Annotated in this window: 20 protein-coding genes and 1 tRNA gene; 15 read left to right on the forward strand and 6 right to left on the reverse strand. The window is 73.4% G+C overall.

The features are described from left to right. Positions 1-43: 43 nt before the first annotated feature. The gene (locus tag GA0070622_RS08000; protein ID WP_218060569.1) at positions 44-637 is read right to left on the reverse strand and encodes a PadR family transcriptional regulator; all 594 of its coding nucleotides are present in this window, start codon (positions 635-637) and stop codon (positions 44-46) included. 55 nt (positions 638-692) lie between these two features. On the opposite strand from GA0070622_RS08000, the gene GA0070622_RS08005 reads away from it, so the two are divergent. Next, the gene (locus GA0070622_RS08005; RefSeq protein ID WP_091571126.1) at positions 693-1,871 is read left to right on the forward strand and encodes an FAD-dependent oxidoreductase; all 1,179 of its coding nucleotides are present in this window, start codon (positions 693-695) and stop codon (positions 1,869-1,871) included. 1 nt (position 1,872) lies between these two features. Here GA0070622_RS08005 and GA0070622_RS08010 read toward each other — a convergent pair whose 3' ends face one another. Beyond that, positions 1,873-2,274, reverse strand: a complete 402-nt coding sequence (locus GA0070622_RS08010) for a winged helix-turn-helix transcriptional regulator (RefSeq protein ID WP_091571130.1) — start codon at positions 2,272-2,274, stop codon at positions 1,873-1,875. 107 nt (positions 2,275-2,381) lie between these two features. Here GA0070622_RS08010 and GA0070622_RS08015 point away from each other — a divergent pair, with 107 nt between their 5' ends. Beyond that, positions 2,382-2,861: a cupin domain-containing protein gene (locus GA0070622_RS08015; RefSeq protein WP_091571134.1), complete on the forward strand. Its 480-nt coding sequence runs from the start codon at positions 2,382-2,384 to the stop codon at positions 2,859-2,861. A gap of 56 nt (positions 2,862-2,917) precedes the next feature. After that, positions 2,918-3,877, forward strand: a complete 960-nt coding sequence (gene ligD, locus GA0070622_RS08020; RefSeq protein WP_091571139.1) for a non-homologous end-joining DNA ligase — start codon at positions 2,918-2,920, stop codon at positions 3,875-3,877. A 45-nt stretch (positions 3,878-3,922) separates the two neighbouring features. On the opposite strand, the gene GA0070622_RS08025 is transcribed toward ligD, so the two are convergent. Beyond that, positions 3,923-3,997: transfer RNA gene (locus GA0070622_RS08025), tRNA-Arg, on the reverse strand. Between the two features lie 74 nt (positions 3,998-4,071). Further along, the gene (locus GA0070622_RS08030; RefSeq protein WP_091571142.1) at positions 4,072-4,767 is read right to left on the reverse strand and encodes a winged helix-turn-helix domain-containing protein; all 696 of its coding nucleotides are present in this window, start codon (positions 4,765-4,767) and stop codon (positions 4,072-4,074) included. A gap of 1,052 nt (positions 4,768-5,819) precedes the next feature. Here GA0070622_RS08030 and GA0070622_RS08035 point away from each other — a divergent pair. Further along, positions 5,820-6,371, forward strand: a complete 552-nt coding sequence (locus tag GA0070622_RS08035) for a hypothetical protein (RefSeq protein ID WP_091571146.1) — start codon at positions 5,820-5,822, stop codon at positions 6,369-6,371. Positions 6,372-6,419: 48 nt separating this feature from the next. Here the strand turns inward: GA0070622_RS08035 and GA0070622_RS08040 are convergent, their stop codons facing one another. Continuing rightward, positions 6,420-7,094 (reverse strand): DUF305 domain-containing protein, encoded by a 675-nt coding sequence (locus GA0070622_RS08040; protein ID WP_091571150.1) that lies wholly within the window; start codon positions 7,092-7,094, stop codon positions 6,420-6,422. Between the two features lie 10 nt (positions 7,095-7,104). Continuing rightward, positions 7,105-7,941, reverse strand: a complete 837-nt coding sequence (locus tag GA0070622_RS08045) for a thioredoxin-like domain-containing protein (protein WP_091571154.1) — start codon at positions 7,939-7,941, stop codon at positions 7,105-7,107. Between the two features lie 99 nt (positions 7,942-8,040). Here GA0070622_RS08045 and argS point away from each other — a divergent pair, with 99 nt between their 5' ends. The 11 genes from argS to rpmE all read left to right on the forward strand — a co-directional run bounded on the left by argS (position 8,041) and on the right by rpmE (position 26,730). Further along, positions 8,041-9,705 (forward strand): arginine--tRNA ligase, encoded by a 1,665-nt coding sequence (argS, locus tag GA0070622_RS08055; RefSeq protein ID WP_091571157.1) that lies wholly within the window; start codon positions 8,041-8,043, stop codon positions 9,703-9,705. A 6-nt stretch (positions 9,706-9,711) separates the two neighbouring features. Continuing rightward, complete coding sequence (gene lysA / locus GA0070622_RS08060; RefSeq protein WP_091571162.1) at positions 9,712-11,097, forward strand: diaminopimelate decarboxylase; 1,386 nt, start codon at positions 9,712-9,714, stop codon at positions 11,095-11,097. Further along, the gene (locus GA0070622_RS08065; protein ID WP_091571166.1) at positions 11,094-12,398 is read left to right on the forward strand and encodes a homoserine dehydrogenase; all 1,305 of its coding nucleotides are present in this window, start codon (positions 11,094-11,096) and stop codon (positions 12,396-12,398) included. Before lysA ends, GA0070622_RS08065 begins: the two co-directional genes overlap by 4 nt. A 115-nt stretch (positions 12,399-12,513) precedes the next feature. Further along, the gene (gene thrC / locus GA0070622_RS08070; RefSeq protein ID WP_091571171.1) at positions 12,514-13,563 is read left to right on the forward strand and encodes a threonine synthase; all 1,050 of its coding nucleotides are present in this window, start codon (positions 12,514-12,516) and stop codon (positions 13,561-13,563) included. Between the two features lie 153 nt (positions 13,564-13,716). Next, the gene (locus GA0070622_RS08075; protein WP_091571175.1) at positions 13,717-16,971 is read left to right on the forward strand and encodes an efflux RND transporter permease subunit; all 3,255 of its coding nucleotides are present in this window, start codon (positions 13,717-13,719) and stop codon (positions 16,969-16,971) included. Between the two features lie 139 nt (positions 16,972-17,110). Beyond that, the gene (locus GA0070622_RS08080) at positions 17,111-17,932 is read left to right on the forward strand and encodes a polysaccharide deacetylase family protein (protein ID WP_091571179.1); all 822 of its coding nucleotides are present in this window, start codon (positions 17,111-17,113) and stop codon (positions 17,930-17,932) included. Positions 17,933-17,941: 9 nt separating this feature from the next. Next, entirely contained in the window at positions 17,942-19,186 is a 1,245-nt protein-coding gene (locus GA0070622_RS08085) for an MFS transporter (RefSeq protein WP_091571184.1), read from the forward strand. Between the two features lie 63 nt (positions 19,187-19,249). Next, complete coding sequence (gene thrB, locus GA0070622_RS08090; protein WP_091571187.1) at positions 19,250-20,152, forward strand: homoserine kinase; 903 nt, start codon at positions 19,250-19,252, stop codon at positions 20,150-20,152. A 340-nt stretch (positions 20,153-20,492) separates the two neighbouring features. Then, a complete protein-coding gene (gene rho, locus GA0070622_RS08095) occupies positions 20,493-22,577 on the forward strand; it encodes a transcription termination factor Rho (protein ID WP_091571191.1) in 2,085 nt (694 codons plus the stop codon). Between the two features lie 139 nt (positions 22,578-22,716). Beyond that, a complete protein-coding gene (locus tag GA0070622_RS08100; protein ID WP_091571194.1) occupies positions 22,717-26,154 on the forward strand; it encodes a phosphodiester glycosidase family protein in 3,438 nt (1,145 codons plus the stop codon). A gap of 351 nt (positions 26,155-26,505) precedes the next feature. Next, positions 26,506-26,730, forward strand: coding sequence for a 50S ribosomal protein L31 (gene rpmE / locus GA0070622_RS08105; RefSeq protein WP_013288272.1), 225 nt, complete (start codon positions 26,506-26,508; stop codon positions 26,728-26,730). Positions 26,731-26,747 lie beyond the last annotated feature (17 nt).

Here is a 26,747-nt window from a genome sequence, read left to right on the forward strand (position 1 = left end):
GACGGAAGACGTGGTCTTCGCCACAGCGCCGCGTCGCCGCAGGTCAGGTGGCCGGCGCTCCGGTCCGGTCGGCGAGCCAGTCGCCCGACCAGGTGAGCGCGCCCGACCGCAGGTCGGCCACCAGGCCGCGTACCCAGTCCCGTTCGGTGCGGAGCAGGGCGAGCTGGTACTCGTCCTCGACCAGGAAGAGTCGGGGCAGGTCGACCGCGCCCAGCGCCGCCTCGCGTTCGCGCAGCCGCGCCTCGATCGCGTCGGCCCGCTGGTCGAGCCGCCGGGCCGCCTCCTCCGGCGGCAGGATGGGCAGGAAGGACAGCGCGGCGGGGAACTCGGGGAACTCCCGCGCGGGGGTGGCGAGCGCCTCGGCGAGCCAGGCGTCGAGGGCGCGGCGACCGGCCGGGGTGAGCGCGTACACGGTCCGTTCCGGCCGGCCCTCCGCGCGCGTCGTCTCCGCCACCCGGATCAGCTCGTCCCGGCGCAGCCGCTCGATGGCCTGGTAGATGCTGTTGCGCTGCGCGACGTTGACCACGTCCTGCTTCTCCCGCTCCCGGACGAGCTGCTGCATCCGGTACGCGTGCATCGGCTCCTCGACCAGGAGGGCCAGCACCATCATCGCCAGCGGCGAGCGACGAGCCGTCATGTGCCCACCCTAGGTGACCCTGTTCTCTGTTAGTCATTCTATGTATAGTCATCACATGACTAAAGCGCTCGTCGTCGGTGCGGGACTGGCCGGTCCCGTCGCCGCCATGGCACTCCTGCGCGCCGGGATCGACGCGGTCGTCCACGAGGCGTACGAGCGGGACGCCGTCGGGGTGGGCGCGTTCCTCACGCTCTCGGTCAACGGGCTGGACGCGCTGCGCGCCGTCGGGCTCGACGACCTGGTCGCCGGGCTCGGGCATCCCACGCCGCGGATGGTCATGCACAACCACCGGGGGCGCCGGCTCGCCGCGTTCGACGCGGCGGGCAGCCGCACGGTCGGCCGCTCCGACCTCTACCGCGCGCTGCGGGACGAGGCGCTGAGCCGGGGCGTCGAGTTCGTCCACGGATCCCGGCTGACCGGTGCCACGCCGACCGGGGGCGGGGTGACCGCCCGGTTCGCCGACGGTCGTACCGACCACGGCGACCTGCTGGTCGGCGCCGACGGACTGCGGTCCCGGGTCCGCACGCTCATCGACCCGGCCGCCCCCGCGCCGCGCCGGGTGCCACTGCTCAACGCCGGCGGGTTCGCCCGCGGGCTGCGCCTGCCCGACGAGCGCGGCACCATGCAGATGATGTTCGGCCGACGCTGCTTCTTCTGCTGGATCGTGGTGGGGGAGGACGAGGTGTGGTGGTTCGCCAACCCGCCGCAGCCGGAAGAGCAGAGCCGCGAGCAGCTCGCCGCGGTCGGCCAGGAGGAGGCCCGCTCCCGGCTGCACGCGCTGCTCGCCGACGACCCCGGGCCGGCGGCGGCGATCCTCGACCACACCTCGCGGATCGAGTACGGCTGGCCCACGTACGACCTGCCCTCGGTGCCGGTCTGGCACCGGGACCGCATGGTCGTGATCGGCGACGCCGCGCACACCGCCGCGCCCTCCTCGGGGCAGGGCGCGGCGATGGCCTTCGAGGATGCCGTCCAGCTCGCCCGCTGCCTGCGCGACCTGCCGGACGTGCCGGCCGCGTTCGCGGCGTACGAGCGGCTGCGCCGCGCTCGGGTGGAGCGGGTGGTCGCGCAGGGGCGGCGGACCAGCACCGCCAAGGTGGCCGGCCCGGTCGGACGCCTGGTCCGGGACCTGGGCATGCCGGTGTTCGCCCGCCTCCTGGCGCGCAACGGCGGCGCCGCGCAGGCCTGGCTCTTCGACCACCACATCGAGTGGGCCGAGCGGGTCCGGGCCTGACTCAGCCTGCCGGCGTGCCGTGCTCCCGGTCGTACGCCGTCCGGGCCGCGCTGATCGCCTCCCGGTGCCGCTCGGCCCAGCGGGTGAGGGCGACCAGCGACTCGTACAGCTCCCGGGCCATCGGGGTGGCGGTGTACTCGACCTTCGGCGGCACGGTGGGGTGCACGTGCCGGACGAGCAGGCCGTCGCGCTCCAGGTTGCGCAGGGTCAGCGTGAGCATCCGCCGGCTGATCCCCTCCACCCGCCGCTCCAGCTCGGTGAAGCGGACCGGACCGGTCGAGGCGGCGATCAGGATGCCGATGCTCCACTTGCCGCCGACCCGGTCCAACGCCTCCCGCACGGTGCAGGCCCGGGCCTGGTCCGCCGCGCCGGGCCCACACCGGTTCGCCTGTTCCTCACGCACGCCCTCATCGTCACAGGCCGGAGGCCCGGTGACAAAGCGCGCGGGACGGGGCGGCGGCCCGAGGGAAACGGACGTACGGTCGGGATTCCACCGGCAGAGGAGGGACCGTGACGTATCCACCGCCGCGTTACACCGGGGACCGGGGCGAGACGACCGCGACGTTCCGAACGGCCGGGCACCCGCCGGAGCTGGTCCACACCGGCGGCGGCTCGGCCGGCTACCTCGCCACCGGGGCGACCACCAACGGCCAGTTCGGGCTCTACCGTTGGGAGATGGGTCCGCAACCGTCGGGCCCGGCCCCGCACTTCCACCGGTCCATCTCGGAGTCCTTCTTCATCCTCGCCGGCACCGTGCGCATCTACGACGGCCGCCGCTGGATCGACGCGGAGCCCGGCGACTTCGTGCACGTCCCCGAGGGCGGGGTGCACGCGTTCCGCAACGAGTCCGGCGAGCCCGCGTCGATGCTGCTGCACTTCGCCCCCGGCGCGCCCCGGGAAGGCTACTTCGAAGGGCTGCGCGACCTCGCCGACCGCAGCGAGGAGGAACGGGCCGAGTTCTTCCTGCGACACGACACGTTCTGGGTCTGACCGCCGGCGACCGTGTCGGGGTTGCCGAGACGGGCCCGGCCCGGGAAGGTGGGCGGATGGCCGCCGCTGACGAGACCCGGGCCGGGGTGTCGCTGACCAACCTGGACCAGCCGCTGTTCGACGGGGCGGGCGCGACCAAGCGTGACCTGGTCGACTACCTCGACGCGGTGCACGGGCGGATCCTGCCGGAGCTGCGGGACCGGCCGCTGTCGGTGCTGCGGGTGCGGCCCGGGCAGGAGCCGTTCATGCAGAAGAACCTGCCGAAGTACACGCCGGACTGGGTGCGCCGCACCGACGTCTGGGCGGAGGCGTCGCACCGGCGCATCGCGTACGCCCTCTGTGACGACCGGCGGACGCTGCTCTGGTTCGCCAACCAGCGGGCGGTGGAATACCACCCGACGCTGGCCCACGCCGGTCAGCCCGAGCACCCCACCCATCTGGTGCTCGACCTGGACCCGCCGGAGGGCGACTCCTACCCGGCGGCGGTCCGGGTCGCGCTGCTGGTGCGGCAGGCGCTCACCGACGCCGGCCTGGCCGGCGCGGTGAAGACCAGCGGGGCCAAGGGCCTGCACGTGATCGTGCCGGTGGATCCGGCCACCACGGCCGAGGAGGCCGCCGCCGCGACCCGGGCGCTCGCGGCCCGCACCGAACGGCTCGACCCGGCGCTGGCCACCACCGCGTTCATCGTGGCCGACCGCAGCGGCCGCGTCTTCGTCGACTCCACCCGGGCGTACGGGGCGACGGTGGTGGCCGCCTACAGCCCTCGGATCCGGCCCGGCACGCCGGTGTCGTACCCGGTCGGTTGGGCCGACCTGGAGTCGGCGACGCCGGCCGACTTCACCGTGCGGACCGTGCCCGGCCTGCTGGGGGAGCGGGACCCGTGGGCGGAGGCGCTGCCCGCCCCGCAGCGGCTGCCGGCCGACCTGGTCGCCGAGGGGCGCACCATCCCGGTGGCCCGGGTCCAGGCGATGCACGAGGGCAAGCGGCGGGCGAAGGCGCGGCGCGAGGCGGGCTGACCACACGCGAAAGCCCGGGCACTCTGGCCCGGGCCTCGACGTGTCTGGTGCCCCCGGCAGGATTCGAACCTGCGCCCCCGCCTCCGGAGGGCGGTGCTCTATCCCCTGAGCTACGGGGGCTCAGCGACCCGAGAAGAGTAGCAAACCCCTCCCCGGATCACCGAATCGGTATCCCGCGAGTCGATCTTCGCCGGTCAGGCGGCGGCGACGGCGCGACCGCAGCTCGGCAGCGGGTGCAGCACGATCCGACGGGGCAGCCGCCGGGGCCACTCGTTGCGCGGCCAGGAGCCGTCCACGATGAGGTGCACCGTACGCTCCTCGGCCCCGCTCAACCGCAGGACGAAGTCCCGGGGCAGCGGCGGGTCCACCGAGGGCGTGGTGACCATGAACCGTACCCGTCCCCGGGACGACACCGCCGACACGACGTCCGCGGCCGGCATGGTGCCCCGCAGGCGCACCCGGCCGATCCAGTAGACCTCCGCGGCGTGCTCCTGGGCCGCCCGGGTGATCGCCGGGTACTCGCTGCGTACCCAGCGTTCGACCGCGCCGACGCAGAGACCGCAGGCGCGCTCGCGCGGTTCGCGCGGCCCCAGACCCCAGGCCCGCAGGTACGCCCCGACGAGGCCGGTGTCCATGCTCAGCCCGAACCGACGCTCGACGAGAGTGGTCAGGCTCTGGCGCGTCCAGAGCTCCTCGTCGATGCCGAACTCGTCGGGGTGGACCCCCCGCAGTACGTCGATCAGTTCGAGTTCCTGTTCGCGGCTGAGCGTTCCCGGCTCGCCCTGCCGCAGTCCGCGACGGACGGCTGCCACCGCCCCGTCACCGCCGATGGTGTGGCGTCGGCACCAGCTGGTCACCGACCGCCCTGCGTCTCTGAGTGCAACCCCCACGTCCTGCGCAACGAGCCCGAATCGCAACTGGTCACGATATGTATGGAGAAACTTCTCAGAGCACCACAATGACCTGTTAACCCCAAAACGTTACAAAGCGGCATATCCGACATACCGCGCGCGTCGTTCCCGGTGATCAAGGGGTTTGTGTCGGCGCCGAGGGCCTCAGCCGACCCAACTTCCTTGGTCACCCCGCTGCCCGGCATGCACGGCGGGCAGCGGGCAGCCGGTTGGTGGGCGGCCGCAATGCACCTGGGTTGTTCCACCGGCGAGGTTGGCGGTCGGTGGTGAAGCGGGGCTGGTGTCTCCCGGCCGGGACACACCCGTGGCGTTCCACTCGTGGGGCTGCCGTGCGCTGGGTGAAACGGGATGGGTGTCTCCCGGGCCGGGATGCACCCATGGCGTTCCACTGGCCGGGTTGGCATTCGCTGGGTGGCGCGTCATGGGTGTCTCCCGGACCGGGATGCACCCATGACGTTCCACCGACGGGGCTGGCGGGCGCTGGGTGGAACGTCATGGGTGTCTCCATGGCCGGGATACACCCACGGCGTTCCACCGACGGGGTTGGCGGCCGCTGGGTGGATCGTCATGGGTGTCTCCGCGGCCGGGATGCCCCCATGGTGTTCCACTGGCCGGGTTGGCGGCCGCTGGGTGGAACGTCACGGGTGTCTGCGGGTGTCCGGATGCACCCGGGGGGCTTTCACCCGGGCGCCTGGGATGCGAGTGGGGTGTCCGGTTCGGTGGTGGTGGGCGGCACCCCGGGCGCGGAATCGGCGTGGGCGGGGCGGCGTTGTAGACGGGTGAACGACCGAGCAGGCGAACACCCCCGAGCCGCCCCCGCCCCCGGCGGAATGACGGCAGGCCGCCGGTCGTTACACATCATGCCGGCGCCGCGTGCAGCCCCCCCGCCCCGCGAGCCAGCCGGACATCCCCGGCCCCGTGAGCTGGCCCCCCGGTTCCACGAGCGTGCCGGATCCCCCTTCAAGACTTCTCGAGCGCCTGACGGTGCCCACACCCCCCCGGGTGTGTTGACCCCCGAATGGAGCCCCCTGATGAACACGATCCTGCGCAAGAGCATCCTCGGTATCGCTGGTCTGGCCTTCACCGGTGGCGTGTTCGCCGGTCCGGTCGCCGCCCACACCGACACCCCCGCCCACGCCGCCGCCAAGCCCGTCGCGGTCGCGTCCGTGCAGGGCGAGCAGTCGACCATCACCCTGAACGACGAGCAGACCGCCAACGCCAAGGCGATCATCGCCGCCACGAAGAAGGCCGGCCTGCCCGAGCGGGCCGCGGTCATCTCGATCGCCACCGCCCTGCAGGAGTCGAAGCTGGAAAACCTCGGCCACCTCGGCGACCGCAACGACCACGACTCGCTGGGCCTGTTCCAGCAGCGCCCCTCCTCCGGTTGGGGCACGCCGGAGCAGATCACCGACCCCGAGTACTCCACCCTGGCCTTCCTCAAGGGCCTGAAGCAGGTCGACGGCTGGGACAAGATGCCCCTGACCGACGCCGCCCAGACCGTCCAGGTCTCCGCCTACCCGGACGCCTACGCGCAGTGGGAGAAGCAGGCCACCGACATCGTGAACCAGCACTGGACCAAGTGACACCGAAGGCCGGCACCCCGAAACCGGGGTGCCGGCCTTTCGCGTCTGTTACGGGGTGCCGCCCAGGCGCTTCAGCGCGGCGCTGAGGTTGGTCAGGTCGTTCTGCTGCGTGTTCTTCATGGTCTGGGCGACCGCGAGCACGTCGTCGTCGTGCCCCTCGGCCAGGATGCCGTCGATCATGTGCACGCCGCCGATGTGGTGCCGGATCATCATGTTCAGGAAGAGCAGGTCGAACTCGCGTCCGGTCGCCGCCTTCAGCTTCGCCATCTCCTCGGGGGTGGCCATGCCGGGCATCAGCCCGTTCTTCACCAGCCCGGCCCCGTCCGGCATCCACGCCATCGCCGGCTGGTCACCGGTCGGGTCCAGCTTCCAGGAGCGCAGCCACGTCTGCATGGTGCCGATCTCGCCCTGCTGGCCGGTGGCGATGTCGACGCCGACCTGGCGGACCTCCGCGTCCTGCCCCTGGCGGAACGCCAGCAGGCCCATGGCCACCGCCTGGTTGTGGTGCGCGGTCATGTCCCGGGCGAAACCGGCCTCGGCCGAGTTGTCCCCCGGGCGGGTGAGCGTCGGCGTGAGCAGGCCGCCGGCGTACCCGAGCAGGAGCCCGACCACGATGGCGGCGGCCACGGCAAGCAGGCCGTAGCGGCGTACCGCCGGCCGGCCGCCCTCGTCGGTGGCCGGTGCCTCGTCGAGCTCGCTGTCGGTGGTCACCGGAGCGGTCATCGCGGCGTCCTTACTGGGTCGGCTGCTCGGGCATGTTGTTCTGCAGGTTGTCCCGCGGGGTGGTGCCGGTGGCGGTGACGCCCTGGTCGCAGAGGGCGTTCGGGCCCTCGATCGAGGCGTTCACCCGCAGCGTCTTGATGAAGTCGTCGATCCGGCTGTCGTCGGCGTTGTCGACCTTGAGCTGGAAGCCCCAGGCCTGCAACGAGATCGGCTTGTCCAGCCCCTCGTACGGGCTGAGCATCAGCTTCTCCTTGCCCTGCACCTTGCTCTTGAGCTTCTCCACCTGGTCGGCGGGCAGGTCCGGGCGGTAGGTGATCCAGACGGTGCCGTGCTCCAGGCTGTGCACCGCGTGCTCGTTGGCGATCGGGGCGTCGTAGACGTCGCCCATGCAGTTCTGCCAGGCCTGGTTGTGCGGGCCGGCGACCGGCGGGGAGACGTCGTACTTGATCGCGCCGGGCTGGTGGTTGCCGCCCTTGACCAGGTCCTTGTCCTTCTTGCGGAAGTCGACCATGCCGTTGATGGCGTCCGCCCGCTTCTGCCACGGCTGGGCGCCCTGGTAGACGGCCCAGGCGCCGATGCCGATGATGCCGACGGCCAGCACGCCGACCGCGACGAACAGGGCGATCGGACCCCACGAGCGACCCTGGCTCACCTTCACCGGGGTGACCGGCTTGCGGCCCTTGCCCCCGGCGCCCGGCCGTGGCGTGCCCTTGCCGCCCCCGGCCTTGCCCGCGCCGGCCTTCGCGGCGGGCTTGTCGCCGGCCGCCGGACGGCCTGCGGCCGGCTTCTTGCCGGTGCTGACCACGGTGGGACGGCGCTCCGGGCCGCCCGGGGTGCTGATGCTCATCGTGCCTCGTCAGGTCGGTCGGTCAGGGGGACCGCGGGGCCGGTTCACATGCTGGGTCGCCTCCGCGGTGCCCGAGTCTACCCCCGATAACATGGTTCAGTGACTCCCGCAGAACTCGCCGAGGTCGTCCTCGCCGCAGCCCACGCCGTCTTCGACGAGCGGGGCCTGGACCGTGCCGCGCTGCCCGCGCAGACCACCGTCGAGCGACCCCGTAACCCCGATCACGGCGACTACGCCTCGACGCTGGCGTTGCAGCTCAGCAAGAAGGTGGGCGTCCCCCCGCGGGAGCTGGCGTCGGCCCTGGCCGACCAGCTGGGCCGGGCGCCGGGGGTCAAGTCGGTGGAGATCGCCGGCCCGGGTTTCCTGAACATCCGGCTCGACGCGGGCGCCGCCGGCCAGCTGGCCAAGGTGATCGTCGAGGCCGGCCCGGCGTACGGGCGCTCCGACACCCTGGCCGGGCAGCGGATCAACCTGGAGTTCGTCTCGGCCAACCCGACCGGCCCGGTGCACATCGGCGGGGTCCGCTGGGCGGCCGTCGGTGACGCGCTCAGCCGCCTGCTCCGGGCCACCGGGGCCGACGTCGGCACCGAATACTATTTCAACGACGCCGGCTCGCAGATCGACCGGTTCGCCCGCTCGCTGCTGGCCGCGGCCAAGGGCGAGCCGGCGCCGGAGGACGGCTACGGCGGCGCGTACATCGCCGAGATCGCGGCGGAGGTCGTCAAGCGCCGGCCTGACGTGCTGGACCTGCCCGAGGACGCCGCCCAGGAGGTGTTCCGGGTCGAGGGCGTCCAGCTGATGTTCAGCGAGATCAAGTCCTCGCTGCGCGACTTCGGGGTGGAGTTCGACACCTACTTCAACGAGAAGGACCTGCACGACCGGGGCGAGCTGGAGAAGGCGCTGCTCCGGCTGCGTGAGCAGGGGCACGTCTTCGAGTCCGAGGGCGCCACCTGGCTGCGCACCACCGACTTCGGTGACGACAAGGACCGGGTGCTGCGCAAGTCCAACGGTGAGTGGACCTACTTCGCCGCCGACTGCGCCTACTACCTGGACAAGCGGGAGCGCGGCTTCGAGCGGGTCGTGATCATGCTGGGCGCCGACCACCACGGCTACATCGGCCGGATGAAGGCGATGGCCGCCTGCTTCGGCGACGACCCGGCGCGCAATCTGGAGATCCTCATCGGCCAGCTGGTCAACCTGCTCCGCGACGGCGCACCGGTGCGGATGAGCAAGCGGGCCGGCACCGTGGTCACCCTGGAGGACCTGGTCGACGCGATCGGCGTGGACGCCTCCCGCTACGCGTTGGCCCGTTACTCCAGCGACTCGCCGATCGACATCGACGTGGAACTGTGGACCCGGGCCACCCGCGACAACCCGGTCTACTACGTCCAGTACGTGGCCGCCCGGACCGCCAGCGTCGGCCGCAACGCGGCCGAGGCGGGGCTGACCCGGGGTGACGCCGCCGACTTCCGGGCCGAGCTGCTCGTGCACGAGAAGGAGAACGACCTGCTCAAGGCGCTCGCCGAGTTTCCGGCCGTGGTCGCCTCGGCGGCCGAGCTGCGCGGGCCGCACCTGGTGGCCCGCTACCTGGAGCGGCTCGCCGGGGCCTACCACCGGTTCTACGACAACTGCCGGATCCTGCCGCGCGGCGACGAGGAGGTCACCGACCTGCACCGGGCCCGGCTCTGGCTCAACGACGCCACCCGGACGGTCATCGCCAACGGCCTCCACCTGCTCGGCGTCTCCGCCCCGGAGAGGATGTAACCCCGCATGCGAGCGCACGAAGCCGGTGCCCTGCACGGCGACATCGGCAACCGCAGTCCGGCCTGGTTGCGTACCCCGGTCGACGTCAACGCCCTGGTGCCGCAGCTCTGGCCGCGTCACGTGGCGCGCGGCCCGGCCGGCGCGCTGACGGTCGCGGGCCTGGACGTCCGCGACCTCGCCGCCGAGTTCGGCACCCCGGCGTACGTGCTGGACGAGGACGACCTGCGCGAGCGCTGCCGCGAGTTCCGCGCCGCGTTCCCGGACGCGGACGTCTACTACGCCGGCAAGGCGTTCCTCTGCCGCGCCGTGGTCCGGATGATCGCCGAGGAGGGCATGTTCCTCGACGTCTGCACCGGCGGGGAGCTGGCCACCGCGCTCTCGGCCGGGATGCCGGCGGAGCGGATCGGCTTCCACGGCAACAACAAGTCGGTGGCCGAGCTGACCCGGGCGGTGGACGCCGGGGTCGGCCGGATCATCGTCGACTCGTTCGCCGAGATCGACCGGCTCTCCGAGCTGGCCCGCGAGCGCGGGGTACGCCCGCGGGTGCTGGTCCGGGTCACGGTCGGCGTGGAGGCGCACACCCACGAGTTCATCGCCACCGCGCACGAGGACCAGAAGTTCGGCTTCTCCCTCGCCGGCGGCGCGGCGGCCGCGGCCGCCTTCAAGATCCTCGACGAGGACGTGCTGGAGCTGCGGGGGCTGCACTCGCACATCGGCTCGCAGATCTTCGACGCCAGCGGCTTCGAGGTCTCCGCCCGCCGCGTGCTCGCGCTGCAGGCGCAGATCCGCGACGCCCGCGGCGTGGAGCTGCCGGAGCTGGACCTGGGCGGCGGCTTCGGTATCGCGTACACCACGCAGGACGACCCGGCGTCGCCGCACGACCTGGCCAAGCGGCTGCGCAAGATCGTCGACGGCGAGTGCGCGGCGGAGAACCTGGCCGTGCCGCACCTGTCGGTCGAGCCGGGCCGCGCCATCGTCGGGCCCGCCGTGTTCACGCTCTACCAGGTGGGCACGGTCAAGGACGTCGACGGCATCCGCACCTACGTGAGCGTCGACGGGGGGATGAGCGACAACATCCGGACCGCGCTCTACGACGCCTCCTACTCGGCCACGGTGGCGAACCGCACGTCGGCGGCGGAGCCGATGCTCGCCCGCGTGGTGGGAAAGCACTGTGAGTCCGGGGACATCGTGGTGAAGGATGAATTCCTGCCCGCCGACGTGCAGCCCGGAGATCTTGTCGCGGTGCCCGGCACCGGGGCCTACTGCCGGAGCATGGCCAGCAACTACAACCATGTCCCGCGGCCCCCGGTCGTCGCGGTCCGCGACGGTCGGGCCCGGCTGATCGTCCGCCGGGAGACCGAAGACGACCTGCTCGCATTGGATGTGGGATGACCTCACCGGTTCGCTTGGCGCTGCTCGGCTGCGGCACGGTCGGCAGCGACGTCGTGCGGCTGCTGCACGAGCAGTCCGCCGATCTCGCCGCCCGGATCGGCGCCCCGCTGGAGATCGCCGGCATCGCCGTACGCCGGCTCGGCCGGGACCGGGGTGACCTGCCGGTCGACCCGGCGCTGTTCACCACCGACCCGCTCGGGCTGGTCAAGCGGGACGACGTGGACGTGGTGGTCGAGGTCGTCGGCGGCATCGAGCCGGCCCGGGGCTGGCTGGTCGAGGCGCTGCGCGCGGGCAAGAGCGTGGTGACCGCCAACAAGGCGCTGCTCGCCGAGGACGGCGCCACGCTGCACGACGCCGCCGCCGAGGGCGGCGCGGACCTCTACTACGAGGCCAGCGTCGCGGGGGCGATCCCGCTGCTGCGCCCGTTGCGCGAGTCGCTGCACGGCGACCGGATCACCCGGGTCACCGGCATCGTGAACGGCACCACCAACTTCATCCTCTCCGCCATGGACGCCACCGGCGCCGGCTTCGCCGAGGCGTTGGAGGAGGCCACCGAGCTGGGGTACGCGGAAGCCGACCCGACGGCCGACGTGGAGGGCTTCGACGCCGCCGCCAAGGCCGCCATCCTCGCCTCGCTGGCGTTCCACACCCGGGTCACCGCCGCCGACGTGCACCGCGAGGGCATCACCGAGGTGACCGCCGCGGACGTGGCCAGCGCGAAGGCCATGGGCTGCACGATCAAGCTGCTCTGCATCGCCGCCCGGGGCGTCGACGAGGCAGGCCGGGAGACGGTGAACGTCCGGGTGCACCCGGCGATGATCCCGCTGACCCACCCGCTGGCCGGCGTCGGCGACGCCTTCAACGCGGTCTTCGTCGAGGCGGACGCGGCCGGTCAGCTCATGTTCTACGGTCGGGGGGCGGGCGGCGCGCCGACCGCCAGCGCGGTGCTCGGCGACGTGGTCGCGGTGGCCCGCAACCGTCTCGCCGGGGTGCACGCGGCCAGCGAGTCGGCGTACGCGGACCTGTCGGTGCGGCCGATGGGCGAGGCGCTCACCCGCTACCACATCAGCCTCGACGTGGCCGACCGGCCGGGTGTGCTGGCGGCGGTGGCCGGGGTGTTCGCCCGGCACGAGGTCTCCATCGCGACCGTGCGGCAGGGGCCGGCCGGGGGCGACGCCGAGCTGGTGATCGTCACCCACGTGGCGCCGGACGCGGCGCTCGCCGCCACCGTCCGCGAGCTGCGCGGGTTGGACATCGTCCGCTCGGTGGCCAGCGTGCTGCGGGTCGAGGGCGGCGCGTAACCCGGGCGTCCCGCCTGATGGTTAGGACGGGGTGTGCCGGTGACCGGTCGGGGAGGCTGGTCCACGCTGTTGGCGGGTCCCGGTCGGCCGGGGTCGGAGAGGCGAGGAGCGCGACATGTGGCGGGGACTCATCGAGGCGTACCGGGACCGTCTGCCGGTCACCGACGCCACTCCCGTCGTCACCCTGCACGAGGGGAACACGCCGCTGCTGCCGGCGCCGGTGCTCTCCGCCCGGGTCGGCGCGGACGTGTGGCTCAAGGTCGAGGGGGCGAACCCGACCGGCTCGTTCAAGGACCGTGGCATGACCCTCGCCGTCTCCAAGGCCGTCGAGGCGGGGGACAAGGCGATCATCTGCGCCTCCACCGGCAACACCAGCGCCTCGGCCGCCGCGTACGCGGCCCGGGCCGGGATCACCTGCGCGGTGCTGGTGCCCCAGGGCAAGATCGCGCTGGGCAAGCTGGCCCAGGCGCTGGTGCACGGCGCCAAGCTGCTCCAGGTGCAGGGCAACTTCGACGACTGCCTGGGCCTGGCCGGCAAGCTCGCCCAGGACTTCCCGGTCGCGCTGGTCAACTCCGTCAACATCGACCGGCTGCACGGGCAGAAGACGGCCGCCTTCGAGATCGTCGAGGCGCTCGGCGACGCGCCGGACATCCACTGCCTGCCGGTGGGCAACGCCGGCAACATCTCCGCCTACTGGATGGGCTACTCGGAGGACCTGCGCGACGGCAACGCCACGAAGGCACCCAGGATGTACGGGTTCCAGGCGGCCGGCGCGGCCCCGATCGTCACCGGCCAGGTGGTGCCCGAGCCGTCGACCATCGCCACCGCCATCCGGATCGGCAACCCGGCGAGCTGGACCAAGGCCATCGACGCGCGGGACGCCTCGGACGGTCTGATCTCGGCGGTCACCGACCGGGAGATCCTGTCGGCCTACCGGCTGCTGGCCCGTGAGGTCGGGGTCTTCGTCGAGCTGGGCAGCGCGGCCAGCGTGGCCGGCCTGCTCCAGCAGGCCGCCGCCGGCCGGGTGCCGGCCGGGTCGCGGGTGGTCTGCACGGTCACCGGCCACGGCCTGAAGGACCCGGAGTGGGCCATCTCGACGGCTCCCGCCCCGGTCACCATCGCCAACGACGCCCTCGCCGCCGCCCGCTCCCTCGACCTCGCCTGAGTCGTCCGTAGACCGGCCGGCGGCGGCGTCGACCGGCGGCGTCGAGCGCGGCGCCGGGTCCCTCCGGCGCCCCGGGCCGGCTGCTGGGAGCGTGATCGCGTACGGCAGACTCAGGGCACCCCGTAGACCCCTCTTCAGGAGTGAGTAACGCCCATGTCGCTGCTCGCCAGATTCAGTCTCGCCAACCGGGGCCTGATCGCCCTCATCGCGTTGGTGACCACGGCGTTCGGGGCGTTCGCCGTGCCGTCGCTGAAGCAGCAGCTGCTGCCGTCGCTGGAGTTCCCCGCCGCGTTCATCGTGGCCCCCTACCCGGGCGCCGCCCCGGAGATCGTCGAGTCCCAGGTCGCCGAGCCGATCGAGAACAGCCTGCAGGGCATCCCGGGGCTGGAGAAGGTCACCTCGACCTCCCGGGAGGGCGCGGCCACGGTCCAGGTGCAGTACGAGTTCGGCACCGATCTGGACGACGTGGTCAACAAGATGGAGATCGCGCTCAACCGGATCGACGCCCAGCTCCCGGAGGGCGTCGACCCGCAGGTGATCGCCGGCAGCACGGACGACCTGCCCGCCGTGGTGGTCGCGGCGACCGGTGACGGGGACGAGCGGGCGCTGGCCGAGAAGCTGCGCGCCACCGTCGTACCGGAGCTGGAGGGGCTGGACGGGGTGCGCGCGGTGGACGTCACCGGCGCCCGCGACCAGGTGGTGACCGTCACGCCGGATCCGGTGAAGCTGGCCGCCGCCAAGGTGGCGCCGACCGCGATCGCGCAGGCGCTGAAGACCAACGGGGTGGCCGTGCCGGCCGGGGCGCTGGCCGACGGTGACCGATCGCTGCCGGTGCAGGTCGGCACGCCGATCCGCACCGTGGACGACCTGCGGGGCATCGTGCTCACCACGGCGCCAGCGGCGCCGGTGCGCCTCGGCGACGTGGCCCGGGTGGAGCAGCAGCTCGCCCCGGCGACGTCCTTCACCCGCACCAACGGCAAGCCGAGCCTCGGGATCGCGGTCACCGCCAGCCCGGACGGCAACGCGGTCGGCATCTCGCACGACATCCGGGACCGGCTGGACGAGTTGGAGGCCGCCTCCGGCGCCGAGCTGACCGTGGTGTTCGACCAGGCCCCGTTCGTCGAGCGGTCCATCGAGAGCCTCACCACCGAGGGGCTGCTGGGCCTGCTGATGGCCGTCGTGGTGATCCTGGTCTTCCTGCTCTCGGTGCGGTCCACGGTGGTCACCGCGGTCTCCATCCCGATCTCGGTCCTGGTCGCGCTGATCGTGCTCTGGGCCGGCGACTATTCGCTCAACCTGCTGACCCTCGGCGCGCTGACCATCGCGGTCGGCCGGGTGGTGGACGACTCGATCGTGGTGCTGGAGAACATCAAACGGCACCTGGAGTACGGCGAGGAGAAGCGGGCGGCGATCCTGACCGCGGTCCGCGAGGTGGCCGGCGCGGTGACCGCGTCCACGCTCACCACGGTCGCGGTGTTCGCGCCGATCGCCCTGGTCGGCGGCTTCGTCGGGCAGCTGTTCGCGCCGTTCGCGATCACCGTGACGGTGGCCCTGCTTGCCTCGCTGCTGGTGTCGCTGACCGTCATCCCGGTGCTGGCCTACTGGTTCCTGCGCCCGCGGCGCGGGGCCGACGACGCCGCCCGCGCGGCCGCCGAGGAGAAGGAGCTGCGCAGCCCGTTGCAGCGGGCGTACCTGCCGGTGATCGGCTTCGCCACCCGCTCCCGCAAGAGCCGGTGGGCCACCGTGGCGGTCGGCCTGCTGGTGCTGCTGGGCACGTTCGGTCTGGCGCAGAAGCTGGAGACCAACTTCCTGGACGACTCCGGCCAGGACACGCTGGCGATCCGGCAGGAGATGCCGGCCGGCACCGGACTCGCCGGCACCGACCGGGCCGCCGCCCGAGTCGAGGAGGTGCTGAAGCGTACGTCGGGGGTGGAGACCTACCAGGTCAGCGCCGGCGGCGGGGACAACCCGTGGGCGGGGGGCGGCAGCGACAGCGCCTCCTGGTCGTTGGCGCTCTCCGACGACACCGACGCCACGGCCGTGCGGCAGGTGCTGCGCAAGGAGTTCGACGCGCTCGGCCCGGAGGTCGGCGAGCTGACCTTCGGCGGTGGCCAGAACGCCTCCGCCAACCAGGTCGAGGTGGTGGTGCAGGCCGCCGACCAGGAGACGCTGACCCGGGCGGCGGAGGAGGTCCGCGCCGCGATGGCCGACACCCCCGGCGTGGAGGACGTCACCAGCGGCCTGGCCACCCGGGTGCCCCGGGTGGAGGTGACAGTGGACCGGGCCGCCGCGGCCCGCGCCGGTCTCACCGAGGCGGCCGTGGGGCAGCTCGTCGCGCAGACGTACCGGGGCGCGCCGCTCGGCCAGGTCACGCTGGACGGCGCCGCGCAGGACGTGGTGCTGAGCACCGGGGCCCGGCCGCCGGTGAACGTGGCCGAGCTGCGGGCGCTGCGGGTGGGCCCGGTGACGCTGGACGCGATCGCCGACGTCAACCAGGTCGACGGCCCGCAGCAGGTCACCCGGATCGACGGTGAGCGCAGCGTCTCGGTCACCGGCACCGCCACCGGCTCGAACCTCGGCGCGACCACCCAGGAGCTGCAGAAGCGACTGGACGCGCTGGACGTGCCGGGTGCCACGTACGTGATCGGCGGGGTGAGCGCCGACCAGGCGGACGCGTTCGCGGACCTCGGCCTGGCCGTGCTGGCCGCCATCGCGATCGTCTTCCTGATCATGGTGGCGACGTTCCGGAGCCTGACCCAGGCGCTGATCCTGCTGATCTCGGTGCCGTTCGCGGCGACCGGGGCGATCGCGCTGCTGCTGGCCACCGGGACGCCGCTGGGCGTGCCGGCGCTGATCGGCGTGCTCATGCTGGTCGGCATCGTGGTGACCAACGCGATCGTGCTGCTCGACCTGATCAACCAGTACCGGGCGCAGGGCATGGGTGTCACCGAGGCCGTGGTCGAGGGCGGCCGGCGTCGGCTGCGGCCGATCCTGATGACCGCGGTGGCCACCATCTTCGCGCTGCTGCCGATGGCGTTCGGGCTGACCGGCGAGGGTGGCTTCATCTCGAAGCCGCTGGCCGTCGTGGTGATCGGCGGCCTGCTCAGCTCGACGCTGCTGACGCTGGTCCTGGTGCCGACGCTCTACACCATGGTGGAGCGGACCAAGGGTTCGCTGCGGGCCCGCCGGGACCGCCGCCGGGGTGCTCCGGAGCAGGTCGAGGCGGCCGAGCCGGCCGAGGCGCCCGCCCCGGAGCCGGTCCCGGTGGGCGTCGGCGGCGGGGAGCGCCCGGCCGAGGTGGCCGTGCCGCCGGCCCGGCCGTCGGGCGCGCTGATCGACGGTACGGACCAGTTCGAGGTGCTCCGCCTGCCCAAGAGCCGGCAGTCCCCGCTGCCCCCGACCGAGTGAGAGGAGGGGCCCCCGCTCGACACCTTCCGGATGAGCGGGGGCCCCATCCACGCGTGTCCGCCGCCGCGCGGGGCACATGGTGAGCCACCTCGGACGGTACGCTCAGTGAGCTGGTGCCTACTCGGGGTGCGGGGGCGTGATGGTCGACGGCGGGGGCCGGTGGGGTCGGCGCACGCTGCTGCGCCGGTCCGCGCTGCTGCTCGGCGGAGCCGCGCTCGGCTCCGCCGCGACGCTGGAGAGCGCCCGGGTGGCCGACCGCCGACTGCCGCTCGCGGGCGGCCCGGCCAGTGCCACCCTGGGCAACCGCCGGCAGGACGTCGGCTCGGGCGGGGTGCAGGTCGTCTGGGGCGTCCGCACCGACACGTCCCTGGTCGCGCTGACGTTCGACGACGGGCCGCGACCACAGTGGACGCCGATGGTGCTGGACACGTTGGCCGAGCACCGGGTGCCGGCCACGTTCTTCCTGGTCGGCGAGCGGGCCCGGCGGCACGCCGCGCTGGTGCGGGGGCGGATGGGCGGGCACGAGGTGGGCAACCACAGCTGGGCCCACCACGACCTCGCCCGGATGGACGCCACCAGGGCCCACGACGACCTGAGCCGCAGCCACGACGCGATCACCGCGGCCACCGGGGCGGCCCCCCGGCTGCTCCGTCCACCCTGGGGGCACCTGGGCGGGTCGGTGCTGCACGCGGCCGCGCGGCTGGACTACCGGCTGGTGCTCTGGACGCTCCAGATGGTCGAGAGCGAGTTCCCGCACGACCCGGCCGGGCACGCCCGGCGGATCGTCGCCGACGTCCGGCCCGGCACCATCCTGCTCGGCCACGACGTCGGTGACGAGCGGCGGCTGGTCGCCCTCCGCGGCCTGCCCGACATGATCACCGGGCTGAAGGCCCGGGGCTACACCTTCGTCACCGTCTCCGACCTGCTGCGTCGCGCTGCCGCTCCGGGGGCGGCCCGATAGGGTGCCGGCGTGTCGCCCACCCTCTCGGTCCTCGTCCGCAACCGCGACTTCCGCAACCTGTTCCTCGCCGAGCTCGTCGTGTTCGGCGCGGACTGGTTCGTCATGGTGCCGCTGCTGGTGCTGCTGCCGCAGCTGACCGGCAGCGGCGTCTGGGGCGCGCTGGTGCTGGCGGTGGACACCGGCGCCACCGCGCTGCTGCTCCCGTACGCCGGCACCGTGGCCGACCGGTTCGACCGCCGCAAGGTCATGATGGTGGCCAACCTGGCCGCGCTCGCCGGCATCCTGCTGCTGCTCGGCGTCCGCGACGCCGGGACGGCCTGGCTGGCGCTGGTGTCGATCGCGATCGTGGCAGTGGCCAAAGCGTTCTACTCGCCGGCCGCCCAGGCGGCCCTGCCCAACGTGCTCGATCCGGCGGACCTGGCCGCCGGCAACGCGGTCGCCGGCTCGGCCTGGGGCACGATGACCGTGGTCGGCGCCTCGCTCGGCGGCATCCTGAGCGCCGCCGCCGGCCCGTACGCCAGTTTCTGGGTGGCCGCCGCGGCGCTGGCCGGGGCGGCGGGCCTGGCGGCGCTGATCCGTCGGCCGCTCCAGGCGCCCCGCGACCCGGCGGCGACAGTGCCGCGCACCTGGGCGGCGATCCGCGAGGCGCTGGGCTACATCGCGCACCGGCCGCGCGTGCTCGCGCTGGTCACGGTGAAGTCGGCGGTCGGTCTGGGCAACGGCGTGCTGACCGTCTTCCCGCTGCTGGCCGGCGTCTACGGGGTCGGGGCGGTCGGCGCGGGCCTGCTCTTCGCCGCCCGGGGCGCCGGCGCGCTGGTCGGCCCGATCCTGATGCGCCGGGTGCTCAGCAACCGGGCCTGGCTGCTCACCGGCCTGGCGCTGTCGATGTCGCTGTACGGCCTGGCCTACCTGGGCGCCTCGGCGGTGTCCTGGTTCCCGCTGGTCCTGGTCCTGGTCTTCCTCGCCCACCTCGGCGGCGGCAGCAACTGGGTGCTGTCCAACTACGCCCTGCAGGGCGAGGTGCCGGACCAGCTGCGGGGCCGGGTCTTCGCCACCGACATGATGCTGGCGACGCTGGCCATCGCGGTCAGCCAGCTGGTGGTGGCGCTGGTCGTGGACCGGGTGGACGAGCGGACCGTGCTGGCCGGCTGCGGCCTGGTGACCGTCGTCTACGCGATCGGCTGGCGGTTCGCGACGCGTCGCCTCTCGCTCGCCGACCCGGTGCCGGCGCAGGCGCCGGGCGGCGCCGGGTGACCCGCGGGTCCCACGCTGCGGGCGATCCGGCCGGCTGTCGGTGGCACGCCCTAGCATGAGCCGGTGCCGACCACTCTCACCTCCGGCCCGGTCCGGGTCCGGGTGCCCGCGACCAGCGCCAATCTCGGCCCCGGGTTCGACGCGCTCGGGCTGGCGCTCGGTCGCTACGACGACGTCACCGCCGAGGTGACCGACGGCGGCGTGCGGGTGACGGTCACCGGCGAGGGCGCCGGGGAGTTGCCGGCGGACGAGCGGCACCTGGTGGTGACCGCCATGCGGGCCGCCTTCGACGTGCTCGGCGCGCAGCCGGCCGGCCTGGCGCTGGAGTGCGTCAACCGGATCCCGCAGGCCCGTGGCCTCGGCTCGTCCTCGGCCGCCATCGTGGCCGGGGTGCTGGCGGCCCGTGCGCTGGTGGCCGACGGTGGGCAGCGGCTCGGTGACGACGCGGCGCTGCGGCTGGCGGCGGAGCTGGAGGGGCACCCCGACAACGTCGCGCCGTGCCTGCTCGGTGGCTTCACCATCGCCTGGACGGAGCCGTCCGGCGCCCGGGCGGTCTCGCTGCCGGTGGCGTCGGCCGTCCGCCCGACCGTCTTCGTGCCCGCCGAGCGGGGCCTGACCGCGGAGGCCCGGGCCGCGCTGCCGACCACCGTGCCGCACACCGACGCGGCGTCCAACGCGGGTCGGGCGGCCCTGCTGGTGCACGCGTTGACCGCCGACCCGGCCCTGCTGCTGCCGGCCACCGTCGACCGCCTGCACCAGGACCAGCGGGCGCCGGGGATGCCGGCCACCGCCGCGCTGGTGAGCGCGTTGCGTGGGGCCGGTGTGGCGGCCGTGGTCAGTGGGGCCGGTCCGACCGTGCTGGCGTTGTCCGAGGTCCCGGCGGGATTCGACCCGGGAACACAATGGCGCCGCTGGGAGTTGCCGATAGATGTCAGCGGGGCCCGGGTTTCCCGGGGTAGACTTTGACACGCCGAGCGGGACCCTGTTGCCGCAGGTCGGAAGAGTTGATTACGCTCTAGACCGAGCACAGCCGCGAAGCATGCGATCTTCCTGCGGTTCGGCGCACCCCCGAAGCTCTCGGCGGTCAGCCCGTCACCCCTGCCCAAGGCCCACGCCGCACCGCAGTTTCCACAGGTCGCCGCAGACGGCGAGACCTGCTCACCGATGTTTGGTGAGTCGGGAAACCGACCGGCTGCTGTGTTACAGACTCCCGCGACGCGTCCTTGCGAGGCGGGTGCACCGAGGCCGCCCGGCCACCTGGTTCCACGACTCCGGGCAGCCCCGGCCTATCGAGGGAAGGAATCCATTGAGCGACACCACCGACGTGACGTCGGATGTTTCCAACGTCGCTGGCGATGCCACCACCGCCGCCCCCACGCGCCGTCGGCGCAGCGGCACCGGCCTGTCGGCGATGCTGCTGCCGGAGCTCCAGAGCCTGGCCGCGTCGCTCGGCATCTCCGGTACGGCTCGCATGCGCAAGGGCGAGCTGATCAGTGCCATCACCGAGCGGCAGGGCGGCGCCGCCGCCGGAACCCCTCGACCGCGGGCCGAGGTCGCGGCCGCGGCCGCTCCCGCCCGCGAGGAGGTGCACGCCGAGGTCCGTGAGGAGCGGGCCGAGGCGCGTCCCACCGAGCAGGCGCCCACCGCCGAGGCGACCGAGGGTCGTACCCGTGGCCGTCGCAGCCGGGCCACCGCCGCCACCGCCGAGACGCGGCCGGCCGAGACGCGTGCCGAGGAGGCTCCCCCCGCCGAGACCGGCGAGCGGGCCGAGCGCGGCGAGCGTGGTGACCGGGCCGAGCGTGGTGACCGGGCTGAGCGTGGCGAGCGCAGCGACGGCCGGGGCCGCGAGCGCAACGGCGAGCGGGCCGACCGCACCGAGCGGACCGACCGCACCGAGCGGACCGACCGCACCGAGCGGGGCGACCGCAACGACCGGGGCGAGCGGGCCGAGCGCAACGACCGGGGCGAGCGGGCCGAGCGGGGCGAGCGCAGCGACCGGGGCGAGCGCGGCGACCGCAATGATCGGGGCGACCGCAACGATCGGGGCGACCGCGCCGAGCGCAACGACCGTGACCGCAACGACCGTGACCGCAACGACCGGGGTCAGCGCGCGGAGCGGGGCGACGACGGTGACGACGACGGCGAGGGCGGCGGCCGGCGGGGCCGGCGCAGCCGGTTCCGGGACCGTCGACGCGGCCGTGGCGAGCGGGGCGAGGTCGGCGACAACGGCGGCGGCCGCGAGCCGCAGGTCGGCGAGGACGACGTGCTCGTCCCGGTCGCCGGCATCATCGACGTGCTCGACAACTACGCCTTCGTCCGGACCACCGGCTACCTGGCCGGCCCGAACGACGTGTACGTCTCGATGTCCCAGATCAAGAAGTACGGCCTGCGCCGCGGTGACGCCATCACCGGCGCCGTGCGGGCCGCGCGGGACGGCGAGCAGCGGCGCGACAAGTACAACCCGCTGGTCCGGCTGGACACCATCAACGGCATGGAGCCGGACGAGGCGAAGCGCCGGCCGGAGTTCTACAAGCTCACCCCGCTCTACCCGCAGGAGCGACTGCGGCTGGAGACCGAGCCGCACATCCTGACCACCCGGGTGATCGACCTGGTCATGCCGATCGGCAAGGGCCAGCGGGCGCTCATCGTGTCGCCGCCGAAGGCCGGTAAGACGATGGTGCTGCAGGCGATCGCGAACGCGATCACCCGCAACAACCCGGAGTGCCACCTGATGGTGGTGCTGGTCGACGAGCGGCCGGAAGAGGTCACCGACATGCAGCGGTCGGTGAAGGGCGAGGTCATCGCGGCCACGTTCGACCGTCCGCCGCAGGACCACACCACGGTGGCGGAGCTGGCGATCGAGCGGGCGAAGCGCCTGGTCGAGCTGGGGCACGACGTGGTCGTGCTGCTCGACTCGGTGACCCGGCTCGGTCGGTCGTACAACCTGGCGGCGCCTGCCAGCGGCCGGATCATGTCGGGTGGTATCGACTCCACCGCGCTCTACCCGCCGAAGCGCTTCCTCGGCGCCGCCCGCAACATCGAGAACGGCGGCTCGCTGACCATCCTCGCCACCGCGCTGGTGGAGACCGGGTCCATGGCGGACACGGTCATCTTCGAGGAGTTCAAGGGCACCGGCAACGCCGAGCTGAAGCTGGACCGGAAGATCGCCGACAAGCGGGTCTTCCCGGCGATCGACATCAACCCCTCCGGTACGCGCAAGGAGGAGGTCCTGCTCGCGCCGGAGGAGCTGGCGATCATCCACAAGCTCCGCAAGGTGCTGCACTCGCTGGACTCGCAGGCGGCGCTCGACCTCCTGCTGGACCGGCTCAAGCAGTCCCGCACCAACATCGAGTTCCTGATGCAGATCGCGAAGTCCACTCCGGGCGAGTGACCTGACGGATCCGACGACGAGGGGCACGGCCGACGGCCGTGCCCCTCGTTCGCGTACCGGCTCCGACGGCGTGAAGTTTTTCTACGGTTAAGCCGTGGGGTATTGAAACTTCTGTTCATGGTCGGGTTGACTGTCGTCCATGCGAATCCGCAGACGATCCGCCCGTTTCGCCGGCGTCCTGCTGCTGACGCCCCTGCTCACGCTCGCCGCGCCGGTGTCACCGCCCGCCGCCGTGGCCGCGCCACCGGTGTCCACTTCGGCCGAGGACGCACCTGCCGCGTCGTCCCGACCCGATTCCGCCATCGCGTTGGCCGGCGTGGAACCGGCCGGCGGCCTGGAGACCACCAAGACCACCCGGCCGGTCGCGCCCGGCCTCGACCTGACCTCCTTCGACCGGTACGACGCGGCCGGCTGGTTGCGCGCCGACGCGCTCACCGCCGACCTGTCCGGCGGGCTGACCGTCGACTACGTGAACTCCGGCGCGGTGACCCGGGACGAGCCGCTGCGCGCCGCGGTGGACCGCTCCCGGGCGGTGGCGGCGGTGAACGGCGACTTCTTCGACATCAACAACTCGGGCGCGGCGCAGGGCGTCGGCATCCGCTCCGGTGAGCTGGTGCAGTCGCCGATCGCCGGGCACCCGAACGCCGTGGGGATCAGCGCCCAGGGCATCGGCCGGGTCGTCCAGGTCGGCTTCGAGGGCACCGCCGCGCTGCCCGCCGGCCCGGTGTCGCTGACCCAGTTCAACAACATGGTGCAGCGCGACGGCGTTGGCGTCTTCACCCCGCTCTGGGGCTCGTACCCCCGGCAGCGCGCGGTGGACGGCGCGACGCGGGTGGTCGAGGTGACGCTGACCGGCGGCCGGGTGGCCGCCGTGGCCACCGCGGCGGGGGAGGGCCCGATCCCGGCCGGCAGCACCGTGCTGCTCGGGCGGGAGGCCGGCGCCGACGCGCTCGCCGCGCTGCGCCCCGGCGACGCGGTGGACCTGTCCTGGCGCCCGCGCTCCTCCGACGGCGGCGACCTGCGGGCCGCCGTGGGCGGCGGCAGCGTGCTGGTCCGCGACGGCGTGGTGCAGACCGTCGCCGACCAGTCGCTGGCCCCGCGTACCTCGGTGGGCTTCTCCGCCGACGGCCGAAAGATGATCATGTTGACCGTGGACGGGCGGCAGGTGGACAGCCGCGGCGTCACCCAGACCGAGATGGGCCGGATGATGGCCGAGCTGGGCGCGGCGAACGCGCTCAACCTCGACGGCGGCGGCTCCTCCACCCTGCTGGCCCGCGAGCCGGGCGCGCCGGCGGTCCAGGTGGAGAACAGCCCGTCCGACGGCAGCGAGCGCCCGGTGCCCAACGGCCTGGCCGTCTACGCGCCGAAGGGCAGCGGCCGGCTCACCGGCTACTGGCTGGAGACCGCCAGCGACCCGACCGCCGCGCCGGGCGTCGCCCCGGTGCGGGGTGGGCGGCCGGACCGCGTCTTCCCCGGCCTCACCCGCCGGCTCACCGCCGCCGGCTACGACGAGACGTACGGCCCGGCCGCCGGCGAGCCGCGCTGGCGCGCCACCCACGGCCGGGTCGACGGCGACGGCGTGTTCCGGGCCACCGTCCCCGGCCGGAGCACCGTCACCGCCTCCCGGGGCCGGGCCCGGGGCACGATCGAGCTGACCGTGCTCGGCCCGCTGGAGCGGATCGACGGCACCGTCGACCGGGTGGGCCTCGACCGGGCCGGCGACACCGGCCTGTTCGGCGTGGTCGGCTACGACGCGGAGGGGAACACCGCGCCGATCGAGCCCGACGACCTGACGTTGGAGTACGACCACGCCCTGCTCTCGATCACCCCCACGAGCGACGGCAACCTGGCCGTGAAGGCGCTCGGCGGGTCCGGCTCGGCGCTGGTCACCGCCCGCGTCGGCGCGCGCAGCACGGTGCTGCCGGTGACCGTCGGGCTGACCGACGTGCCGGTGGCCGGCTTCGACGACGCCGCGTCCTGGACGTTCAGCCAGGCCCGCGCCTCCGGGTCGGTCGCCCCGGCCGAGGGGCACACCGGCACCGGCCTGCGGATGTCGTACGACTTCAGCCAGTCGACCGGCACCCGGGCCGCGTACGCCGACCCGCCGGCCTGGATCGACGTGCCCGGCCAGCCGCAGGCGTTCGGAATGTGGATCAAGGCCAACGGCACCGGCGAGTGGCCGAGCCTGCACCTGCACGACGCGCAGGACACCCAGTTCGTGCTCCGCGGCCCCTACCTGGACTGGACCGGCTGGAAGTACGTCGAGTTCGCGGTGCCGCCCGGGGTGCAGTACCCGGTGCGGGTGCGCCGGTTCTACGTGGCCGAGACCGACCCGGCCAAGCAGTACCGCAGCGAGGTGGTCATCGACGACCTGGTGGCCCGGGTGCCGCCGGACGTGCAGGCGCCGCCGGAGCCGAACCGGACCGACCGGGTGGTGCTGCGCGACGGCACGGTGGACGGCGCGCCCTGGCGCTTCGCGGTGCTCTCCGACGCCCAGTTCGTCGCCGCCGACCCGGACAGCGAGCTGGTCGCCCAGGCCCGCCGCACGCTGCGCGAGGTCCGCGCCGCCCGACCGGACTTCCTGATCATCGACGGCGACTTCGTGGACACCGCGTACCCGGCGGACTTCGCGTTGGCCAAGCGGATCCTGGACGAGGAGCTGGGCGGCCAGGTGCCCTACTACTACGTGCCGGGCAACCACGAGATCATGGGCGCGCCGATCGACAACTTCCGGAGCGTGTTCGGGGACACCTCGCGCGTCTTCGACCACGCCGGGACCCGTTTCGTCACCCTGTCCACGGCCACCGGGTCGCTGCGCGGGGGCGGGTTCGACCAGGTGGAGCTGCTGCGCCGGACGCTCGACGCGGCGGCCGCCGACCGGTCGGTCGGCTCGGTCGCGGTGTTCTTCCACCACCCGCCGCGTGATCCCAGCCCGGCCAAGGCCAGCCAGCTCGGCGACCGGAAGGAGGCCGCTCTGGTCGAGCAGTGGCTGGCCGACTTCCAGCACCGCACCGGCAAGGGCGCGCTGGTGGTGAACGGGCACGTCGGCACGTTCCACGCCGACCGGGTGGACGGGGTGCCGTACGTGATCAACGGCAACGCGGGCAAGGATCCCTCCACCCCGGCCGGGCTCGGCGGGTTCACCGGCTGGACCGAGTTCGGGGTGGACCCGGTGACGCCCCGGGAGGCCGAGCGGGCCCGCCGGGACCCGCTGGCGGAGGGGCCGCGCTGGGTGGCGGCGGAGACGCACGCCCACGTCGACCGGCTCGACCTGACCGCGCCGGCCGAGGTGCGGGTGGGGACCCCGGTGGCCGTCGCCGCCACGCTCACCCAGCCCGGCGGCCGGCAGGTGCCGGTGGCCGCGCCGGTCAGCGCGGACTGGTCCGGCTCGCCGAACCTGCACATCGGCAGCGCGGTGGGCGTCCGTCCCTGGCACGCCGCCCGCTTCGACCCGGTGACCGGCAAGCTGACCGCGCTGCGCCCCGGCGTCCAGGTCCAGCTGACGGTGACGGTGAACGGAGTGAAGGCCGAGGCGCAGGTGACCACCGTCGCCGCGGCCCGGCCCCCCGCGGCCTGACCCCAGGGCCGGGGCTCCTCGACCTGGGGGAGGAGCCCCGGCACCGGCTCGTCGATCATGAAGTTGGCCGGGACAAAAGCGACAGGAAATGCGGCCAACTTCATGATCGACCGGCTCGGCGCGGGTGGGCGCGGGTGGGTCGGGGAGGGTCGGGGGGCGTGGGTGGTGTGGGGGTGGGAATGCGGTGGGGCGGGCGGGCGTTGTGGCAGCCGGACCTGCTGTGTCGAGTGGGCGACGCCCATGGCACACTGGTCAATCGGCCACCGGTTCCGGTTCACGCCCGAGCCCGTCGCGGACGACGGGGAGCACCGACGGCGACCCGGCGACCACCGACGAAAGGACCGAGGCGACATGAAGCCCAACATCCACCCGGAGTACGTGACCACCGAGGTCCGCTGCTCCTGCGGCAACACGTTCACGACCCGCAGCACCGCCAAGGGCGGCGCCATCAGCGTCGAGACCTGCAGCGCCTGCCACCCGTTCTACACCGGTAAGCAGCGCGTGCTGGACACCGCCGGTCGGGTCGCGAAGTTCCAGCAGAAGTACGCCAAGGTTCAGGCCAAGAAGGCCAAGTAGCTCCGTCGACGACGCCC

It is taken from the genome of Micromonospora sediminicola (genome assembly GCF_900089585.1).
In the GTDB taxonomy this organism is placed as follows: Bacteria; Actinomycetota; Actinomycetes; order Mycobacteriales; family Micromonosporaceae; genus Micromonospora; species Micromonospora sediminicola.

Excerpts from the sequence above, each read along its gene's own strand:
- ligD (WP_091571139.1), top strand. The coding sequence starts at position 2,918 with ATGGCCGCCGCTGACGAGACCCGGGCCGGGGTGTCGCTGACCAACCTG.
- GA0070622_RS08100 (WP_091571194.1), top strand. The coding sequence starts at position 22,717 with ATGCGAATCCGCAGACGATCCGCCCGTTTCGCCGGCGTCCTGCTGCTG.
- rpmE (WP_013288272.1), top strand. The coding sequence starts at position 26,506 with ATGAAGCCCAACATCCACCCGGAGTACGTGACCACCGAGGTCCGCTGC.
- GA0070622_RS08045 (WP_091571154.1), bottom strand. The coding sequence starts at position 7,941 with ATGAGCATCAGCACCCCGGGCGGCCCGGAGCGCCGTCCCACCGTGGTC.
- GA0070622_RS08040 (WP_091571150.1), bottom strand. The coding sequence starts at position 7,094 with ATGACCGCTCCGGTGACCACCGACAGCGAGCTCGACGAGGCACCGGCC.
- GA0070622_RS08005 (WP_091571126.1), top strand. The coding sequence starts at position 693 with ATGACTAAAGCGCTCGTCGTCGGTGCGGGACTGGCCGGTCCCGTCGCC.
- thrC (WP_091571171.1), top strand. The coding sequence starts at position 12,514 with ATGTGGCGGGGACTCATCGAGGCGTACCGGGACCGTCTGCCGGTCACC.
- GA0070622_RS08065 (WP_091571166.1), top strand. The coding sequence starts at position 11,094 with ATGACCTCACCGGTTCGCTTGGCGCTGCTCGGCTGCGGCACGGTCGGC.
- GA0070622_RS08080 (WP_091571179.1), top strand. The coding sequence starts at position 17,111 with ATGGTCGACGGCGGGGGCCGGTGGGGTCGGCGCACGCTGCTGCGCCGG.
- GA0070622_RS08075 (WP_091571175.1), top strand. The coding sequence starts at position 13,717 with ATGTCGCTGCTCGCCAGATTCAGTCTCGCCAACCGGGGCCTGATCGCC.
- GA0070622_RS08035 (WP_091571146.1), top strand. The coding sequence starts at position 5,820 with ATGAACACGATCCTGCGCAAGAGCATCCTCGGTATCGCTGGTCTGGCC.
- lysA (WP_091571162.1), top strand. The coding sequence starts at position 9,712 with ATGCGAGCGCACGAAGCCGGTGCCCTGCACGGCGACATCGGCAACCGC.
- GA0070622_RS08000 (WP_218060569.1), bottom strand. The coding sequence starts at position 637 with ATGACGGCTCGTCGCTCGCCGCTGGCGATGATGGTGCTGGCCCTCCTG.